The following is an 18715-nucleotide window of genomic DNA, read 5'->3' as shown; positions in this document are numbered from 1 at the left end:
GTTTTCGTGTACGATCCCCCCGACAATGCACGAGCGCGACGACCCACGGCCCTCCACACGCGAAGTCGCGGCGGAGGAGTTCCTGTTCCACCTGCACCGGGGCAGCGAGCTCCTGCAGGACAACCGGGTCCACGCCGCGAAGGCGGAGCTCGAGCGCGCGCTGTCGCTCCAGCCGAGCGATCCCAAGGGGCAGGACCTGCTCGGGATCGTCTACTTCCGGCTGGGGCTCTACCCGCGGGCGATCGCGATCTATGAGCGGCTGATCCAGGCCCACCCGGAGGCGGTCGAGCCGCGCATCAACCTCGCGCTCTCGTACCTCAAGACCGGGCAGCCGGCGCAGGCGCGGTCCGAGCTCGAGAAGGCGCTCGAGCAGAACCCGAAGCACCAGCGCGCGTGGGGCTACCTGGGGCTCGCGTTCCAGCGCATGGGCGACTACGAGCGCGCGAGCCACGCGTTCGCGGCGGGCGGCCACGACGCGATGGCGCGCCGCCTTCTCGACATGACGGGCAGCACCACGGGCCGCTACTCGATGGATCCGCCCGACACCGAGGATCAGCCGCCGGTCGAGGCCAAGGCCGAGGTGCAGCGCGCCGCAGGCGAGGCGGTGCAGGCGCTCGATCGCGCCGGCGCGGGCTTCCGGCACGACTCGGATCTGCCGCGCATCCCGTCAGGGACATGGTCGGCCATCGAGCCTGGCCGCGAGATGATGCCGACCATCCCGGCGCCGCCGTCGTTCAAGAGCCTCGGGGCGGACGGCCGCGCGGGAGGCCCGACGAACCCGCTCGGCGCGGGCAAGGCTCCCGGCCCGAGGGTCGGCGCGGCGCCGACGGTCCCGTCGATGCCGGCGGTGCAGGCGCCGCCGGGAGGGAGCGTGGCCCCGACCGTGCGCCGCAGCACGGTGGCGCCCGAGGAGCCCTCCGCGACGGGCCGCTTCGCGATCGCCGTCCCCGCGGCGGCGGACGCGGCGGCGGCGAGCAAGAAGGCGGCGGGGCGGCCGTCGTCGTCCTCGCTGCCGCCTCCCACGGCGGCGCCCGCCGCGCCGCCGCCGGCCGCGACGCCGCCGCTGGAGACGCTCTCGGCGCTCGCGCGCGAGCGGCTGCTCGTCTTCCCGCGCGAGGCCGCTGTCACGCGGCACCCGACCGGCGTCGTGCTCGTGCAGTCGACGAAGGGCTTCGTCGCCCGGCTCGACGCGCTGCGCACCATGAGCGTGCACTCCGGGACCGCCACGCACGTGCTGAAGCGGCAGGCGCGCGGGCGCATCTTCGACGAGCCGCTCGGCGGGCCGAGCACGCCCTTCATCGAGATCGGCGGGCGCTGCGAGCTCGTGCTCGGCGCGCCGGAGGGGCGGCGGCTCCATCCGGTGACGCTCGGGGAAGAGTCCATCTACCTGCGCGAGGACGTCCTCGTCGGCTTCGATCTGCCGATCGGCTACGAGAACGGCCGCCTGCCGGCCGGCGAGGGCGAGGCGGTCGCGATGGTGCAGCTCCGCGGCCGCGGCCACATGGTCCTGTCGGTGCCCGAGCGCGCCGCCGCGCTGGAGATCACCCCGTCGCGGCCGACGTCGACGCGCGCGACCGCGGTGCTCGGGTGGATGGGCCGGCTCCTGCCGCGCACGCTGCCCGCCTCCGAGGCGCCTGGAGGGATGCAGGGCTTCGTGACGTTCGGCGGAGAGGGGATGGTCCTCGTCGATGGTCGCTAGCGCTGGCACGTCCTTGCGGGGCACCAAGGCGCAGCGGCGGCGCACGCTCTGGGAAGACGCGCGGAACCTCCCGAACCTGCTCACGTTCGCCCGGGTCCTCATGATCCCGGCCGTCCTCGTGCTCCTGTCGAGGGGCGCGCCGCGGGACTGCTTCTGGGCCGCGGGCGTCTACTCGCTCGCGGCGATCACCGACATGCTCGACGGCTACCTGGCGCGGCGGCAGGGCCTCGTGAGCGTGCTCGGCAAGTTCCTCGATCCGCTCGCCGACAAGCTCATCGTCGCCGCCACGCTCGTGTGGCTCGTGCCGATGGGCCGGATCCCGGCGTGGGCGGTGGTGCTGCTCATCTCGCGCGAGATCACGATCACGGCGCTCCGATCCATCGCCTCGACCGAGGGGCTCGTCATCGCGGCGGGCGACGGCGGGAAGATCAAGACAGCGCTGCAGATGATCGGGATCGTCTGCTTGATCCTCGGCTACCCGTACCACATCCACCTCGGCGTCGACTTCGGAGAGGTCGACGTGGTGCACGTCGGACGGCTGCTCATCTATCTATCGCTCGTCTTCTCGATCACGAGCGCCGCGCAGTACATGGGCCTGTTCATCGACGCCATCGACGCCAAGAACCGGCCGGCCCCTCCGCAGTAGATGGGCAATAGGCAAGCCCGCCTGGTTCTGCTAGACCAGCGCGCGTGAAAGCCCCGAAGACATCGCGCAACGCCTTGCGCCCCGCGCTCCTCCTGGCCGCGCTCGCCGCGGCGATCGTCGCCTCAGCCGCGAGCTGCAGCCGGCAGCAAGAGGGCGAGCCCTGCGAGATCGCGAACGGCAACGATGACTGCGCCGATGGCCTCGAGTGCATGGGCATCGGTCAGCAGCAGCAACAACACCGTTGCTGCAGGCCGAATGCGATCACGCAGGTCTGCGATCCCAACCAGGATCCGACGACGAGCGGCACGACCAGCGCGAGCGGCACGGGCGGCGGCGGTGGCGACGGTGGCAACGGGACAGCCGGGGGCGGCGGTACTGGCGAGGGCGGAAGCGGGGGCGGTACGGGCGGCGCCGGTGGTACGGGCGGCGCGGGTGGTACCGGCGGCGCGGATGGTACCGGCGGCGCGGGTGGTACCGGCGGCGCGGGTGGTGCCGGCGGCGCGGGTGGCACCGGCGGCGCGGGCGGACGCTAGCGCAGCGAAGGCGGCCCCCGCCTCACACGGCCGCAAGGGAGGGCAGGCGCCGGGTAGGGGTCGACTTTGCCCAGAGAGAGTCCACATGAAGGCGGGAAGGCGGGAAGATCATTAAGGTTTTCTTCCCGCCTTCCCGCCTTCATGTTCAAATTTGACCACTACCAGGCGCCACGGCGGCGCGCGTCGATGCGCCGCCCGCCGCGTGACGCCGGCGGCCTCAGGCCGTCAGGCCCTCACTTCAGCCCAGCGCGCGACGCGCCCGCGCACGCCGCCTCAGCACGGCAGTCCCGGCGAGCGCGACCCCGGCGAGCGCCGTCCACGGCGCGACGGGCGCGCTCGGCTCGGCGGCGCGGCAAGCGCACCCCACGACCGTCTCCGGTTCGGGATCCTCGATCGGATCGGTCGGATCCGGCGTCGCTCCACCCGTGGAGCCGGCGGGCTCCGGCTCGACGGGCTCCGTCGGATCGACCGGCGGCTCCAGCCCGAGATCTTCGCTCTCCACCGTCACGGACGAGGACGGGCAGTTCTTATGGCCGATCACCAGGTAGTACGTCTGCGTGGGATCGAACGGCGGATCGGAGGTCTCGTCGATGACGATCTCGCCGTCCGTCTCCGTGATCCCCTCGACGCTGTAATCGTAATTCGTGGCCTCCGGCAGGAGCTCGCCCAGCGTGAAGCCGACGTGCCGGCCGGTCCTCACGTAGATGCTCCACTCGACGTCGTTGCCGCGGTCGGGATCGAGCTCCACGGTGAAGCGGACGCCCTTCGCGGCCCGATCCGGCTTGCTCTTGAAGTGAAAGAGGCTCTGCAGGCTGAGCTGCGAGCGGTAATCCGCGCACGACGCCCCCGAGCCGAAGACCAGCGAGTCGATCCCGAACATGTTCGTCGTCTGCGACTTGCCCCCGCTCAGATCGAGCACCTCCTCGCAGTCGTCGAGGCCCCGGCTCTCGATCAGCGCGTCGACGGCGCCGGCGTCCGCCTCCGTGAGCTCGCCGGCGGTCACCAGCTTGCCGGTCGCCCGCTTCAGCGCCTTGGCGAAATCGCCGAACGAGGCGTTGGGGGTCAGCAGCGTCACCGTGCCCCAGACGAGCTTGTCGCCCACCTTGGCCCCGAATTTCTCGCGCAAGGACCACGCGAGGCTGCCGATCAGCTCGCCGTCCTCGTGCACCTCGCCCACCAGATCGCCGGGGCACGTCTTGGTGTCCTTCGCGAGGTCGCGCGCCATGCCGAAGGGCGCCAGCGTCGCCTCGCCGAGCGTGGAGTCGCCGTTCACGGTGCAGGCGAAATAGTCCGCGATGCCCTCATCGATGCTGCCGGCCCAGGGGGAGAGCCCGTATTCGTTGATCGCGAACTGGCCTCCATTGTAGCCGACCGCGTTGGCGGAGACGTAATGGGTGAACTCGTGGAGGAACACGTCGGAGTCGTCCGAGAAATCGAAGAACGAGCCCTGGCCGATGGCGATGAGGTTCGGCGCGCGGAAGGGCTCGCCCACGCCCTCTCCCGAGAAGAACGCGTTGTCCATCGGCCGGCCCGCCTCCAGCATGTTGGCGACCGCGACGAGCTTCCAGCCAGGCGCCCCCATGTCGATCTGGTGGGTCGACACGAAGTAATCGCGCATCCGGGTGAGGTGGTAATAGATGCCGACCTGCGCGAACTGGTCGTGCGCATCCTCCGCGCTCGTGGGCGGATCGTAGAGGAAGTCCTCCCCTGTGTTCGGCTCGACGCTCTGCTCCAGGGTGAGCGGGACGCCGGCGGTGAGGTCGCCGTCCACGTAATTCACCACCTTGAAGTTGCCGTTCCAGCCGCTCAAGGTCTGGGGATCCGCCGCGTCGAGGCTGCTGAGCTCGAGATCCTGGACCTCGGGCGTGACCGCCGAGCTGATGGGGTAAACGCGCCCTCGCGCGTGCACGGCCAGCGAGCGCCTGTGGACGAGCTTGCCAGTGTGCGCGTCGACGAGGTAGCGCTCCCCGCCGCGATCCGACCGGACATCGACGACCCAGACGAGCTTGCCGCCCGTCTCCGCCTCGGGAAACACCGCGAGCGCCGCGTTCGGCCGCTCCGCGAGCGTCATTCCGTAGGTCGCCTCGACCGCGCGCCGCGCGGCCTCTTCCCCGTGAGTCGGCGTCGTCGCGACCGACAGGTCCCGCGCCACGTCGAGCACCACGACCTCCGCGCGGTTCTCCCGGGTGAGATCGATCGCCACCGCGGCGCCGAGCACGGGCAGTCCGGCGTGGACCTGCGCAAACCGGACAGTGCGGTGATCGCCATCCACGAGCTCGCTCTGGTAACGCAGCGAGACGCCCTGGAGGCGGAGGTCTGAAGCGGCGTGCTTCAGCGCCGCCTCCGCCGCGCCCCGCGCGCCATCCGTGCCGCGGAAGGACAGCGCCGTCGCTGGCGAGCCCTTCGGTAGCGTGTGCCACTCCGACGCGGCGGCGGGCCCCGCAGCGGTCAAGGCGGCGAGTGCGGTCAACGGAAGCAAGAGCGGCAATCGTCTCATGGGTTCATCTCTCCGGCTGGATTTCTGCTGGCTTTCTGCAAGCAGCGCTCGCGTGAGGCGCGGCAGGGCCGGACCGACGAGCGCGACCAACGTAACGAGTTGCGTTGGCTCATCAAGGAGAAGCGACGCGGCGTCCTCGCGGAAAATCAAGGAGTTGTGGCCGCGATTGCCTCGTTACGTGACCTCCCTGGTCAACCTGCGTGGTATGTCTCCGGCACCTTCAACGCAGGCTGCCGTGGCTCTCTCTGAAACAAACACCTCCATTGGATTCCCGGCGACGTTCGCCCCGAGCGACATCGTCTCCGCCTGTTCCCCGCGCCCCGCCGGTCCCTCCGGTGCGCCGCTGCCCAGCAGGGTTCGCGTCGGCGGCCGCGTGCTCGAGGTCGCGGAGGGCGCGGTCGTCCTCGGCGACGCGTTCGGCGCGCTGCGCGTCGCGCTCGAGGGCGCGCCCGCGCCGCCGCTCGAGGTCGGCGATCTCGCGATCATCGAGGGCGCGCCGGCGCCGGCGCCGACCGACTGCGCGCTCGCGTCCGCGCGGCTCGTCGAGCGGATCACGCCCCGGAGGCCGCCGCGGGCGCGCGCGGGCGCCGCGGCGCCGCCGTCGAGCGAGACGGAGCGCGCGATCCATCGCGGGCGCGGCGCGGCGCTCGCGCAGCGCGCGGCGGCGCTCGCCGCGGTGCGGGCGCTGTTCGCCGAGCGCGGCTTCCTCGAGGTGGAGACGCCGAGCATGGTCCCCTCCCCCGGGCTCGATCTGCACCTCGACGCGTTCGCGGTGCAGGCGGCGCGCCCGACGTTCCTGATCACGAGCCCGGAGTACCAGATGAAGCGGCTGCTCTCGGGGGGCGTCCCGCGCTGCTTCCAGCTCGCGCGCTGCTTCCGGCGCGGAGAGCTCGGGGACAGGCACAACCCGGAGTTCACGATGCTCGAATGGTACCGCGCCTTCGCCGGCGTGGACGAGGTGATGGCCGACACCGAGGCGATCGTGCAGCGCGTCGCGGGCGCGCTCGGCGCGGATGGCACGATCTCGACGTCCGGCAAGCAGGTACGTTTGGAGCGGCCGTTCCCGCGGATCTCGATCGGCGAGGCGTTCGCGCGCTGGGCGGGCGTGCCCGCGGACGACGCGATCGCGCTCGCGTCGAGCGACGAGGAGCGGTTCTTCCGCCTGCTCGTGGACGCGGTGGAGCCGGCGATCGCCGCGCTGCCCCACCCGGTGTTCCTGGTCGATTTCCCCGCGCCGTTCGCGTCGCTCGCGCGGCTCAAGCCGAGCGATCCGCGGGTCTGCGAGCGGTTCGAGCTGTATGTCGCGGGCGTCGAGCTCTGCAACGGCTTCGGCGAGCTGACCGACCCGGTCGAGCAGCGCGCGCGGCTCCTCGCCGATCAGGCCGCGCGGGCCGCCCAGGGCAAGCCGGTTTATCCGATCGACGAGCGCTTCCTCGACGCGCTCGAGGAGGGGATGCCACCCGCGGCGGGCAACGCGCTCGGGGTCGATCGCCTCGTCGCGCTGTGCCTCGGCGCCGCGTCGATCGGCGACGTCCTCGCGTTCCCTCACGGCTGGCTGTGACCGGCGCGGAGGTCCCCGACGGCGACACGCGCCTCTCACCGGAGGTCCTGTCGCAGCTTGCCCGCAAGTACCTCACGCTCGCGGAGCTCCGGCGCGCGCGGGCGGCCGGGGAGCCGATCCCGGGCAAGGAGGTGTTCCGCGCGCTCGCGGGGGAGTTCCCCGGCGCGCTGAACGAGCTCGACAACCTGCCCTTCGACGAGATCGAGCGGCGCCGCGACGCGCTCTCACGGGCCCTCGCCGGGGGCCCGGAGGAGCGCTGGATGGCCTGGATGCACGGCTATCACGCGCTGATGCGGGCGGCGCTCTACGTGAAGATCCGCGTCGCGCGTCGTGAGGAGCTGTCCGACGTCGCCGCGGCGGCGCTCGCGGAGCGGGCGGCGAGGCACGCCGGCACCCCCGTCGACGTCGCGTTCGTGATCGCGGTCAAGGCGCCGCCGGACGGCCGGCTGAACCGCCTCGTCCTCGGCCGGCTCGCGACAACGTTCGGCGCGTCGACGGCGGAGATCCGGGGGACGATCTTCCCACGGCGGCGGGCGGAGGGAGGCTGAAGCGCGGCGCCCCCAGCCGAGCGCCCCCGTGACGCGCTCCGGCCATCGGCTAAGCTCCGCGCCCGATGGAACGTCTCTTCTTCCTGCTCTCGGGCGTTTACGGGTTCCTCGCGGTGGCGCTCGGCGCCTTCGGCGCCCACGGGCTCAAGGCGACGCTCGACGCGGAGCCGGACGGCGCGCTGCGCCTCTCCTGGTGGCAAACAGGCGCCCAGTACCACCTCGCCCACGCGCTCGCGCTGGCGCTCGCCGCCCACCTCGCCGCGCGCACCGGCGGCGTCGCGGCGACGGTCGCCGGCCTCTGCTTCGCGGGCGGCGTGCTCTTCTTCTCTGGCAGCCTCTACGTGATGACCGTGACCGGCGTCCGCGTCCTCGGCATGGTCACGCCGCTCGGCGGGCTGCTCCTGCTCGCGGGCTGGGGCGCGGTGGCCGTGGCCGCGCTCGGGATGGCGAAGGGCTGAGGCGCCCGGCAGCGGGCGCCGCCGCGCCTACGTCGTCCTGCGCGCGAAGAGCCGGCCGAACCGCGCCGACGCGCGCTCGCGGAGGGATGCCATGCGGGACCGCACCCGCCCCCAGCGCTCGCTGCGCGCGAGATCGTCGAGCAGCGAGTACGAGACCGGCGTGACGATCAGGGTGAGCAGCAGGCTCAGGGACTGGCCACCGATGACCACCACGGCGATGGTCTGGCGCTCCTCGGCCCCGGGCCCCGTGCCCAGCCAGAGCGGGAGCATGCCCGCGACCAGGGCCAGCGTGGTCATCAGGATGGGCCGCAGCCGATCGCGGTTCGCCTGGAGGATCGCCTCCTCGCGCGGCACGCCCTCGCTCCGGAGCTTGTTCATGTGATCGACCTGGAGGATCGAGTTCTTCTTCACCACGCCGAACAGCACGAGGAAGCCGAGCGCAGAGTACAGGTTCAGCGTGTTCCCGGTCGCCCACAGGCTGAGCAGCGCGAACGGCACCGACAGCGGCAGCGAGAGCAGGATCGTCACCGGGTGCACAAGGCTCTCGAACTGCGACGCCAGGATCATGTACATGAGCACGATCGACAGGAGGAACGCCCAGATGAACTCGCCGAACGTGCGCTCGAGCTCCGCGCCGCGGCCGCGCACGCTGGTCGTGTACGCCGCGGGCATGTCCATCTCCCGGGCGGCGCCGCGCAGCGCCTCCAGCCGGTCGGCGAGCGCGTAGCCGGGGGCAACGCCGGCGCGCAGGCTCGACACCCGCTGGCGATCGAGCCGGTCGATGCGCGACGGGCTCCTCGCCTCCTCGATGCGCACCAGGTTGTCGAGGCGCACAAGGTCGCCCCGGAGCAGCGGCGTCCCGGCCGAGGGCGCCGTCGCGCCGCCGGCGCCGCCCGGCGACGGCGCGGCCGGCGAGCGCGCCGTCCGGGGCACGTACAGGCGGCGGACGGCCGCCACCCGATCGCGATCCTCCTTGATGAGGCGCAGCTGCACGTCGTAGTTCTCGTTCTCGGCCTCGTCCCGGAAGCGCGAGACCGCCTGATCTCCGCCCACCATCAGGCGCAGCGCGGTCGCGATGTCCTGCGTCCGGACCCCGAGCTGCGCCGCGCGATCGCGCTCGATGAGCACCCGGAGCTCCGGCCGGTCGATCTTCAGCGTCACGTCGGCGTCCACGATGCCGCCGAGCTGCGCGGAGCGGTCGCGGAGCTCGTTCGCATAACGCTCGAGCTGCTCGATGTCGGGGCCCTGGATCGCGAAGTCGATCTCGAAGTTCCCGCCGCCGATGTTGAACGACGGCACGTTGCGCACCGAGATCCGGAGATCGGAGTACTTGCGCAGCTTGCGCCGCACCTCCTGCATCACGTCCTTCTGCGAGTAGTTGTCCTTGAAGGCGCGCCATGGATGGCCGGAGAACGTCTCCCGGAGCAGCCGTGTCAGGGAGAACGTGCGCTCGTCGTGCGGGGCGATCCGCACGAAGGCTTCGCCCGCGCTGACGCCGCCCACGAAGCCGCCGCCCGCGGTGGCGAGCACGCTCCGCACCCCGCGCACCCCGCGGACGTCGTCGCCGATCTGCCGCATCACGTCGTCCATCGCGCCGATGCTCGCGCTGAGCGGGGCCGTGACGCGGATCTCGAACTGCGCGTCGTCCGCGCCCGAGGGGATGTACTCCTGCTTCACGAGCCCGTAGAGCGGCACGGCCGACGCCATCACCAGCGCGCCCGAGACGGCGACGAGCGCCCGGTGCCGCATCGCGAACGCGAGGGCGCGCGTGTACCTGGCCTCGAGCCTCCCGTAGAAGCCCTCCCGCGTCGCCGCCTCGCCCCCGCCGCCCGGCCCGTGCGCGCGGGCGCCCTCCTCGCGGAGCAGGCGCGCGCTCATCATCGGGGTCAGCGTGAAGCTGACGAGCAGGCTCACGAGGATCGCGACCGTGGCCGTGATCCCGAACTGGAACAGGAACCGCCCCGAGATCGACGACATGAACGAGACGGGGACGAAGATGACGACGAGCGACAGCGTCGTCGCGAGCACGGCCAGCCCGATCTCCTGCGTCGCGGCCCTGGCCGCCTCGAAGGAGTCCATCTTCTTCTCCTCGACGAAGCGGAAGATGTTCTCGAGGACGACGATGGCGTCGTCGATGACGATGCCCACCATCAGCACGAGCGCCAGCATCGTCACGCTGTTCAGCGTGAAGTCGAGCAGCCACATCATGCCGAACGTCGCGACGACCGACGTCGGGATGGCGACGCCCGCGATGATCGTGGACCGCCACGACCGCATGAAGAGCAGGACGACCGCGCACGCGAGGATGCTGCCGAGGACGAGGTGCACGTTGATCTCGTGCAGCGCCGTGTAGATGTAGCCCGACTGATCGCGGATCACCTCTAGTCGCACGTCCTCGGGCATCTGCTCGGAGAGCTTCGCCAGGTTGGCCTTCACGGCCTCGATCACCGCGACGGTGTTGGCGCCCGACTGCCGCACGACGTCGAGGACGACGGTGGGCTTGCCGTCGAGGCGGGCCAGCGAGCGCTGCTCGTAGGTGCCGTCCTCGGCGCGGCCGATGTCGCGCACCCGGACGGGCCGCCCGTCGACGGTGGCGACGACCAGATCGTTGAACGCGCCCGCGTCCTCGATGCGGCCCATCGTGCGCAGCGTCCGCTCCTCCTCCTTCCCCGTGACGTTCCCCGCGGGGATGTTCGCGTTCTGCTGCACGATCGCGTCGCGGACGGCGGTGATCGGCAGGCCATACGCGGCGAGGCGATCGGCGTTCAGCCAGATCTTGATGGCGCGCTCCTGCCCCCCCACGACGCGCACCTCACCGACGCCCGACGACCGCTCGAGCTGCACCCGCACGAGCTTGTCGGCCACCTCGGTGAGCTCCCGGATCGAGCGATCGGCCGAGAGGGCGATCGACATGACCGGGGTCGAGTCGTTGTCCTGCTTCGCGATGACGGGCGGCTCGGTGCCCACCGGGAGCCGGCGCAGCGCCGCCTGCACGCGATCGCGGACGTCCTGCGCCGCCGAGTCGATGTCCCGGTCGAGGTTGAAGGTGGCGACGACGACGGAGGTCCCGCTCGTCGAGATCGAGCGGAGCTCGGTGATCCCCTCGACGGTGTTGACCGCCTCCTCGATCTCCTCGGAGATCTCCGACTCGACGTCCTCGGGCGCGCCGCCGGGGAGCGTGGTGCGGACCGAGACCGTCGGCAGGTCCACGGCGGGGAAGCGATCCACGCCCAGCTTGAAGTACGCCACGGCGCCGACCACCACGAGGGCGAGCGTCAGCATGGCGCCGAACACGGGCCGCTGGATGCAGATCCTGGCGAGCGCTTGCACCCTAGCCCCCTTCCACCACGCGCACCGGCTGCCCCTGCTGGAGCGACCCGGGCCGGGAGACCACGGACTCCCCCACCGCGACGCCGGACACGATCTCGACCCGATCCCCCGACGTCTTTCCGGTGGTGACCAGCTTCTCCTTCGCCTTGCCGTCCTCGACCGTGATGACCTTCGCGAGGCCGGCGAACCGGACGACGGCGGTCGCCGGCACGGTCGGCACCGGCCTCGAGCTCACGACGATCTGCGCGCTGACGAGGCTCCCCGGCCGCAGGTGGCCGGGGTTCTTGATGTCGCTCTCCACGAGCAGGGTGCGGCTCTGCGGGTCGATCGCGGGCGCGAGGCGCGCGACCGTCCCCGGATAGGTGGCGCTGTCGCCCTGGAGGGTCACGCGCACGGGCTGGCCCGCGCGCACGCTGGCCGCCTCGAGCTCGGGGATGGCCACGCGCAGCCGCAGCGGGTCGATCCGGACGACGTCCACGATCGACGCCCCCGCGGCGAGGTACTGGCCGACGTTCGCTCTCCGCACCTGGACGACGCCATCGAGCGGCGACCGCACCAGGGTGTCGGCGAGCTGCTGCCGCGCCATGCGCAGCTCGGAGCGCCGCTGGCGGACGGCGGCCTCGCGGATGCGCACCTCCTCCCGCGCCGACTGCACGGCGGTCTCCGCGCGGACCGCCGCCGCCTCGGCCGCGTCGAGGTCCATGCCCGACATCAGCCCTTCCCTGGCGAGCCCCCGCGCCCGGACCTGGTTGGCCTGCGCTTCCTTGAACGTCGCGAGGGCCTGCCTCACCACCGCCGTGCCCTCGATATCGAGCTCGCTGTCAGGCCCGTCCGGGGGCAAACCGAGCTGGGCGCGGCTCTGCGCCAGCGCGGCCGTGGCCTGCTCGATGCGCAGCTCGTAGTCCCGCGCCTCCAGCTGAGCGATGACCTGATCTCGCTGGACCGGGCTCGCCAGGTCGACCGAGATCGAGGCGAGGCGCCCGGCCACCTTGGCCCCGAGCGTCACCTGCTCGTCGGCGTCGAGGGTCCCCGAGATGTCGACGGCCTGCTCCATGACGAGCTCCGTCACGGGGGCGAGCGTCACCTCCTTGACGCTGGCCGCAGGCTTCTCCGCCTTCGCGCCGCCGGGCTGGGACGCTCCCTGATTGCACGCGAGGCACTGCAGAGCGGCCGCGAACGCGACCGCCGATGTCCAGAGCCCCCTTGGCGGGCCGGAGGCGCGGTGACGGGAGTTTTCGGGCTGGCGAAGCTCGGGAAGGACAGTCCACATGGCGGCGGCCTCAGATGACCAGGAACGCCCCCCCGAGCGCGTGTTCGCCGCAGGATATTGACGGTATCAGGGTTGGAGCGCAACGTGCGCGCGGGCACGCCGCAGCGGTGTCCGCTTCGCGAAAGCGGCTCGGATCGGGCTCTCGACGTGTCAGATCGCTCTGCCGTCCTATCGGATCGGCTCTCGGCGTGTCCGATCGCGCTCCCGGCGTGTCCGATCGCGCTCCCGGCGTGTCCGATCGCGCTCCCGGCGTGTCCGATCGCGCTCCTGCCATGTCGGATCGGGCTACCGGCATGTCCGATCGTGCTGCCGTCAGGTCGATTCAGGCTCAGGCGCTGCCGGTGTCGGGCTCGATCCAGTCGTTTCGGGCTCATCCTGCTTCACCGCGCGCCGACGCGCGCGGGCACGCGCGCTCGACGTGCGGAAGAGCGCGAGCACCTTGCGCTCGTCGCGGTAGACATAGCGGCCTGCGGCGCGGATCTCGTCCATGGCCTCGCGCAGCCACCAGAAGGCGCGATTCCGGAGTGCCATCGCGGCGTCGCCGTGGGGATCGACGGCGCGCTCCGCCGCGCCGCTGCTGAGCGCCGCGGCGAGCTCACGGGCGCGCTCCGGGGCGCGCTTCGGAAGATCGGCCCTGGCCAGCGCGTCGCGGTGCTGCTCGAGGAGCTCGGCGAGCTGGCTCAGATCGCTCACCAGATCGGCGACGCCGGCGCCAAGGACGATCCCGTCGACGCGCCGCTCCACGTCCTCGTCCGCCGCGAGGAAGTAACGGAGCGCCGCGATGGCGTCGCGCTTGAGGGCTTCCGCGTCCTTGCGCTGCGCCCGCAGGTCCGAGGAGAGCGGGAGCGTGCGGACCTCGGTCCAGGCGGACTCGGCGGCGGCGAGCTGGTCGCGCCGGGCAGAGATCGAGGTGCCGACCTCCTTCGAGAGCCTGCTCTTCTTGTAGATCTCCTTGCCGAGCTTGCTCAAGGCGACCTCGAGCTCCCGCGCCTCCTGCAACGTATCGGAGACGGGGTGGTCGATCGGCGCCTCATAGGCAGGATCGAGATCGAGCAGCTCCTGCCGCTGGGCGGCCGTGAGCGTCGACTTCTTCTTCTTGCCGCCGCGCTGCGGCTCCGCGGAGGGCTTCTCGCCCTGCGTGTCCGCGTCCGAGGCGGCCTCGGTTCGTGATTTCTTCTTCTTTTCGCTGGCCATCGGCGTGAGCGTACGGCAGCTCGCGCCGTGCGGTCGAGCGTCAAGGGCGCGTGCTGCCGGCCTGCCGAGGGCGCCGGCTACACCCGGTGCAGCAGAAAACCGCCATGACGCCAAGAGAAGAGGGGAAGATCCCGTCACGGCGTCTTCTGCGCCTACTCCGCTCGTTCCTTGGCGCCCTCGGCGTCATGGCGGTTCGCTTCGTCGCCCGACTTCCCGCAGCGATGATGGCTGGTCCGGATAGAGGGGATATCCCTGGCGTCATCGATCGAAAGGTGAACGGAGTCCATCCCAGGCTTCCTTGCTCGAGACGAGAGAGCTGGGGCCGTCGCCCTCACATCGCTGCTCCCGCGGGAGCGGATATCGCCTGTCCCGGCCCGCCCGGCGCGGCCGCGGCCACGGGCAGGAGCGGCACGCCGTCGCGGTAGATGACCACGTTCCCGAGCGCGGCCGGCACCCGCGGCCCCGGCGTGACGATGCCGACCAGGTTCAGCGGGTCGCACGCCGAGAGCTGCACGATCTCGCCGGACAGGGGCTCTCGCCGGACGGCGCGGAGCGCGTCGAGCGCCTCGGGCAGCGCGAAATGCTCGCCCACGAAGCCGGCGACGAGGTGCCCTCCCCGGAGCTGACCCGCCATCTCGAGCCGCCGGTAGACCCGGAGGAGGTCGCGCCACGCGGGCGGCCGCGGCTCGCGCGCGAGCAGCTCGCGACAGACCACGCCGTAGCGGCGGAGGTACTGGTGCGCGAGCGCCTCGACAGCGTCAGGGCCCTCGGCGCCCTCACCAGCAGCGGGCGCGAACGCGTCCGGGCGCGCTCGCAGGAGCGACCACCTGCCCGACGCGACGGGGCCACCCCGGCGCGCCCCGCCGCGCAGGCGGCCCGCGCCCAGCGCGACGGCCGCGCCGCCGCCGAGCAGCGAGCGCAGCGCCGCGAAGCCGTCGCCGGTCACGAGCCCCGCGGCGACGAGCTCCCAGAGCGCCTCCTCGACCTCGTCCCGGGAGCGGCCCGCGCCGACCACGCCGCCCACGCCGGCGGCGAGGTCGTCGAAGAACGACGCGCCCGCGCGCGTCAGGAACGACAGCACGCCCTGCGCCGCCTCGGAGAGCGACGCCGGCGGCGGCGCACCCTCGGCCTCCCGCGGCGCGAGGAGCCACGGGAGATCGCGGCGCAGCGCCAGCGTGATCGGCGCAGCGCGCGTGGGCGCCGCCGCGTCGCGCGGGACCACGCGGCCCCACGCCACCTCGCCGGACAGGCAGAGCGCGTCGAGCAACCCCTCGTCGTAGCCGGCCACGCGCGCGGGCAGCACCGCCTGCTCCCACGCGCCGGCGGCGAGCTCGAAGCCCTGCAGCTGCTCGATCACCCGCCCGAGGCCCCCCGGCCCGCGCGCCTGCGTGCCCGGCCGCACGCCCTGCCACGCCAGGAGGAACCGGAGGAGCTCCGCCGCGGTCGCGGGCTCGATCGCCCTGCGCAGGCCGGTGACGGTGCGGCGGTGGATGCGGGCGAGGAGATGGCGGTCGCACCACTCCGTCGACAGATCGCCTGCGCCGCCCGCGGCGGGCTGCGCCGGCCGCGACGGCGCGCTCGGCAGGAAGCGCCCGCGCAGCGCGCCGCCGGCGAGCTCGATCCGCGCGAGCGCGGACAGCGCCTCGTACGCGGGCACGTCGAGCCGCGACGCGAGATCCTCGGTCGAGATCGGCCCCGCGGCGCTCAGGAAGCCGCGGACGAGCGCCGTGATCGCGGCGCCGCGATCGACCGCCCCGGCGGCCCCGCGCACGGCGGGCGGCACCGCGACGTCGGGCGCAAACACCGCCCCCGGCCAGATCACCTCGACCAGCGGCCGCCGCTCGGTCGCCACCCAGCGCGGCGCGCGCGGCGCGCCGGCCCCCGCGCCCGGAGCAGCGCCCACCTCGGCCGCGCGCCCGGCAGCGCAGAGCGCCTCGAAGTGCCTCGCGAGGCCGCTCCGGATCCCCTCCTCCGCGGGGAGCGCGACCCGGTCGAGCAGGAGCTCGTGCAGCTCGTCCGCGTCGCGCACGTCCGGCCGCGCCTCGGCGACCACCTCGGCGACGACCGCCGGATCGAGCCCGCCCAGCCGCTCGGCGACCTCCGCCGGGAGCCCGCGCCGCACCCGGACCGCCCTCGCGCGGCGCTCCTCCAGCGGGGCGTCGTCGAGGAACGCGTAGGGGTTCGCGTTCAGGATCTCGTGCGAGAAGACGCTCGGCTCCGGCGTGTCGAGCGCGACGACGCGGATCGCCCCGCTGCGCAGGCCGACGAGCAGCGCGCGCAGCCCCTCGACATCCATCAGCTCGGTCAGGCAGTCGCGCAGCGCCTCGCGAACGAGCGGGTGATCCGGCGGATCGACGTGCGCGAAGAGCCCGTGGTTGTCCTGGCAGCCCTGCTGCTCGGGGAAGATCGAGAGCAGGAGGTCGTCGGCGCGCATGCGCTGGAGCGCCGGCGGCACCCGCCGGCCCCCGCGGAACCGGAGCAGCGCGAGCGCGCGGGACGCGGCCCAGCGGAAGCGCGTGCGGAACATCGGGCCCTGGAGAGCGGCCTGGACGAGCACCTCCTCGAGGCCCTCGGGGCGGACCAGATCGAGCACCTCGTCGATCGGGAGCCCGTGCTCCGCCGACAGCGAGAGCAGCACGCCGTCGTCGGTCGCCGCCGCCTGGAGCTCGAAGTCGAACGAGCGGCAGAAGCGCTTGCGCAGCGCGAGCCCGAGCGCGCGGTTCACGCGGCCGCCGAGCGGCGTATGCACGACGATCTGCTGCCCCCCGGCCTCGTCGAAGAAGCGCTCGACCACGACGGTCGCGCCGCCCGGGACCGCGCCGAGCGCCGCGCGCCCCGCCTCGATGTAGTCGCGCACGAGCAGCGCCCCGCGCGCGTCGAGCGCGCACGCCTCCATGAGCCAGCGCGCCGCCCGGGACCACGCCGCCCGCGCCTCCTCGCCGCCCTGACCCCGCTCGGCCGCCGGCCGCGGCCCATCGGCCCGCTCCTCGTCGAGGCGCGCGGCGACCTCGGCGCGGAGCGCGGCGACCTCGGCCGAGAGCTCCGGCGTGCGCGCCGGCGCCTCCCCGAGCCAGAACGGCACCGTCGGCGCGGCGCCGTGGGCGTCCTCGACCCACATCTGGCCGCCCTCCAGCCGGAGCACCCGCCAGGAGGTGTTGCCCAGCAGGAAGACGTCGCCCCCGGACGACTCGATCGCGAAATCCTCGTCGAGCGTGCCGACCTTGGTCCCGTCGGGCTGGAGCACCACGTCAACGGCCGCGATGTCGGGGATCGCCCCGCCCGAGGTGAGCGCCGCGAGCCGCGCGCCGCGCCGCCCGCGCAGCCGGCCGCCGATCGCGTCGCGGTAGACGAGCGACCCGGCCCGCTGCCGCGCGCCACGGGCCGCGGACGCGCCGTCGTCCGCCGCGGCGGCGCCGCCCGAGACCATGGCCACCACCGCGTCGAAGTCGCGGCGCGAGAGGCCTTCGTACGGCGCGGCCCGGCGGACGAGCGCGTAGAGCCCCTCCTCGTCCCGCTCCTCGCAGGCGCACGCGGCGATGATCTGCTGCGCGAGCACGTCGAGCGGCCCCTCGCGCGACGCCATCCGATCGAGCTCGCCGCGGCGCGCCGCGCGCACGATCGCCGCGCACTCGACGAGCTGGTCGCGCGTCAGCGGGAAGAGCCGCCCGCGCGGCGTCGCGGCGAGGGCGTGGCCCGAGCGGCCGATGCGCTGGAGGGCGACGTTGATCGACCGCGGCGAGCCGACGAGGCAGGCGAGGTCGACCGCGCCGACGTCGATGCCGAGCTCGAGAGAAGCGGTCGCGACGACGACCCGGAGCTCCCCGGCCTTGAGGCGCCGCTCCGCCGAGAGGCGCCGGGCCCTGGAGAGGCTCCCGTGGTGGGCCGCCACGACGTCCTCGCCGAGCCGCGCGCCGAGCGCGTGCGCGACCCGCTCGACGAGGCGGCGCGTGTTGACGAACACCAGCGTCGACCGCGCTCCCTCGGCGAGCGCCGCGATGCGGTCGTAGATCTCGGTCCACTGCTCGTGCGTACAGACCGCGCCGAGCTCGTCGCGGGGCACCTCGATGGCGAGATCGAGGTCCCGCCGCTGCCCGACGTCGACGATCTGGGGCAGCTCGCGGGCGCCGGCGACGAGCCGGGCGGCGATCTCGATGGGGCGGACCGTGGCGCTGAGCCCCACGCGCTGCGGCCGGGCGCCGCCCTGGCCGACCACGAGGTCCTCGAGCCGCTCGAGCGAGAGCGCGAGGTGGGCGCCGCGCTTGTCGCCGGCGATCGCGTGGACCTCGTCGAGGATCACGGTGCGCACCCCGGAGAGCGCGCGCCGCCCCGACGCGCTGGTCAGCAGGATGAACGCGGACTCCGGCGTCGTGACGAGCACGTGCGGCGGCCGGGCCGCCATGGCGCGCCGCTCCTGCGCGGGGCTGTCGCCGGTCCGCACGAGGGCCCGGATGCCCGGCGCGGGCAGGCCGGCGGCCTCCATGGCCGCGGAGATCTCGGCGATCGGCTGCTCGAGGTTGCGGTGGACGTCGTGGGAGAGCGCCTTCAGCGGCGAGATGTAAAGGACGTCCGTGCGGTCCTGGAGCACGCCACGCGCCGCGTCGCGGACGAGCCGGTCGAGGCAGAAGAGGAAGGCCGCGAGCGTCTTGCCGGCGCCGGTCGGCGCGCTGATCAGCGCGTCGCGGCCGGCCGCGATGACCGGCCAGGCGCGCTCCTGCGCGGGGGCGGGGGCGCCGAAGCGGTCACGAAACCACCGGTCGACGACGGGGTGAAACATCCTATCGAGGGTAGCCCGCCGGGGGGAGAGGCGAAAGCGAGAGGGGCGGCGGTCGGCGCGGGGGAGCGGCGCTGGGCGAAGGCCCGCGGCGACCTGGGCGAGCGCTCGACGAAAGAAATCGACAGATGCCTGTCGGGTTCCTTTCTGACCTTTCGGATGAAGTAGTGAAGCGCGCGGAGTGCGGGGTGAGACGCACCCCGAGACC

The 18715-nt window shown here is 73.1% G+C and carries 11 protein-coding genes; 6 read left to right on the top strand and 5 right to left on the bottom strand.

Annotation, left to right across the window (positions count from 1 at the left end):
• Positions 1-25: 25 nt before the first annotated feature.
• Genes WMF39_RS15660 through WMF39_RS15650 form a run of 3 tightly spaced genes read left to right on the top strand, consistent with a single transcriptional unit; the run spans position 26 to position 2878 of the window.
• Positions 26-1699: a tetratricopeptide repeat protein gene (locus tag WMF39_RS15660; RefSeq protein ID WP_437746309.1), complete on the top strand. Its 1674-nt coding sequence runs from the start codon at positions 26-28 to the stop codon at positions 1697-1699.
• Positions 1689-2345, top strand: a complete 657-nt coding sequence (gene pgsA, locus WMF39_RS15655; protein ID WP_437746308.1) for a CDP-diacylglycerol--glycerol-3-phosphate 3-phosphatidyltransferase — start codon at positions 1689-1691, stop codon at positions 2343-2345. The genes WMF39_RS15660 and pgsA overlap by 11 nt, the downstream gene beginning before the upstream one ends.
• A 44-nt stretch (positions 2346-2389) precedes the next feature.
• The gene (locus tag WMF39_RS15650; protein ID WP_437746307.1) at positions 2390-2878 is read left to right on the top strand and encodes a hypothetical protein; all 489 of its coding nucleotides are present in this window, start codon (positions 2390-2392) and stop codon (positions 2876-2878) included.
• Positions 2879-3116: 238 nt separating this feature from the next.
• Here WMF39_RS15650 and WMF39_RS15645 read toward each other — a convergent pair whose 3' ends face one another.
• The gene (locus tag WMF39_RS15645) at positions 3117-5375 is read right to left on the bottom strand and encodes an MYXO-CTERM sorting domain-containing protein (RefSeq protein WP_437746306.1); all 2259 of its coding nucleotides are present in this window, start codon (positions 5373-5375) and stop codon (positions 3117-3119) included.
• A 235-nt stretch (positions 5376-5610) separates the two neighbouring features.
• On the opposite strand from WMF39_RS15645, the gene epmA reads away from it, so the two are divergent.
• From epmA to WMF39_RS15630, 3 genes are all read left to right on the top strand, one after another.
• The gene (gene epmA / locus WMF39_RS15640) at positions 5611-6936 is read left to right on the top strand and encodes an EF-P lysine aminoacylase EpmA (RefSeq protein WP_437746305.1); all 1326 of its coding nucleotides are present in this window, start codon (positions 5611-5613) and stop codon (positions 6934-6936) included.
• Positions 6933-7484: a hypothetical protein gene (locus WMF39_RS15635; RefSeq protein WP_437746304.1), complete on the top strand. Its 552-nt coding sequence runs from the start codon at positions 6933-6935 to the stop codon at positions 7482-7484. The genes epmA and WMF39_RS15635 overlap by 4 nt, the downstream gene beginning before the upstream one ends.
• 65 nt (positions 7485-7549) lie before the next feature.
• On the top strand, positions 7550-7942 hold the full coding sequence (locus WMF39_RS15630) for a DUF423 domain-containing protein (protein ID WP_437746303.1): 393 nt from the start codon (positions 7550-7552) through the stop codon (positions 7940-7942).
• A gap of 27 nt (positions 7943-7969) precedes the next feature.
• Here WMF39_RS15630 and WMF39_RS15625 read toward each other — a convergent pair whose 3' ends face one another.
• The 4 genes from WMF39_RS15625 to WMF39_RS15610 form a co-directional block, all read right to left on the bottom strand.
• Positions 7970-11272: an efflux RND transporter permease subunit gene (locus tag WMF39_RS15625; RefSeq protein ID WP_437746302.1), complete on the bottom strand. Its 3303-nt coding sequence runs from the start codon at positions 11270-11272 to the stop codon at positions 7970-7972.
• A gap of 1 nt (position 11273) precedes the next feature.
• Positions 11274-12542, bottom strand: a complete 1269-nt coding sequence (locus tag WMF39_RS15620) for an efflux RND transporter periplasmic adaptor subunit (RefSeq protein ID WP_437746301.1) — start codon at positions 12540-12542, stop codon at positions 11274-11276.
• 312 nt (positions 12543-12854) lie between these two features.
• The gene (locus tag WMF39_RS15615; protein ID WP_437746300.1) at positions 12855-13736 is read right to left on the bottom strand and encodes a hypothetical protein; all 882 of its coding nucleotides are present in this window, start codon (positions 13734-13736) and stop codon (positions 12855-12857) included.
• Positions 13737-14067: 331 nt separating this feature from the next.
• Positions 14068-18510 (bottom strand): DEAD/DEAH box helicase, encoded by a 4443-nt coding sequence (locus WMF39_RS15610; RefSeq protein ID WP_437746299.1) that lies wholly within the window; start codon positions 18508-18510, stop codon positions 14068-14070.
• Positions 18511-18715 lie beyond the last annotated feature (205 nt).

Source organism: Sorangium sp. So ce1504 (assembly GCF_051521635.1).
GTDB classification, from domain to species: domain Bacteria; phylum Myxococcota_A; class Polyangia; order Polyangiales; family Polyangiaceae; genus Sorangium; species Sorangium cellulosum_B.
The sequence above is the reverse complement of the archived record's forward strand: the minus strand, read 5'-3'. Positions and strand labels throughout refer to the sequence as shown.

What these genes read in the sequence shown, in the direction of transcription:
- WMF39_RS15615 (WP_437746300.1), bottom strand. Translation starts at nt 13,736, where the DNA reads ATGGCCAGCGAAAAGAAGAAGAAATCACGAACCGAGGCCGCCTCGGAC.
- WMF39_RS15645 (WP_437746306.1), bottom strand. Translation starts at nt 5,375, where the DNA reads ATGAGACGATTGCCGCTCTTGCTTCCGTTGACCGCACTCGCCGCCTTG.
- pgsA (WP_437746308.1), top strand. Translation starts at nt 1,689, where the DNA reads ATGGTCGCTAGCGCTGGCACGTCCTTGCGGGGCACCAAGGCGCAGCGG.
- WMF39_RS15630 (WP_437746303.1), top strand. Translation starts at nt 7,550, where the DNA reads ATGGAACGTCTCTTCTTCCTGCTCTCGGGCGTTTACGGGTTCCTCGCG.
- WMF39_RS15610 (WP_437746299.1), bottom strand. Translation starts at nt 18,510, where the DNA reads ATGTTTCACCCCGTCGTCGACCGGTGGTTTCGTGACCGCTTCGGCGCC.
- WMF39_RS15660 (WP_437746309.1), top strand. Translation starts at nt 26, where the DNA reads ATGCACGAGCGCGACGACCCACGGCCCTCCACACGCGAAGTCGCGGCG.
- WMF39_RS15620 (WP_437746301.1), bottom strand. Translation starts at nt 12,542, where the DNA reads ATGTGGACTGTCCTTCCCGAGCTTCGCCAGCCCGAAAACTCCCGTCAC.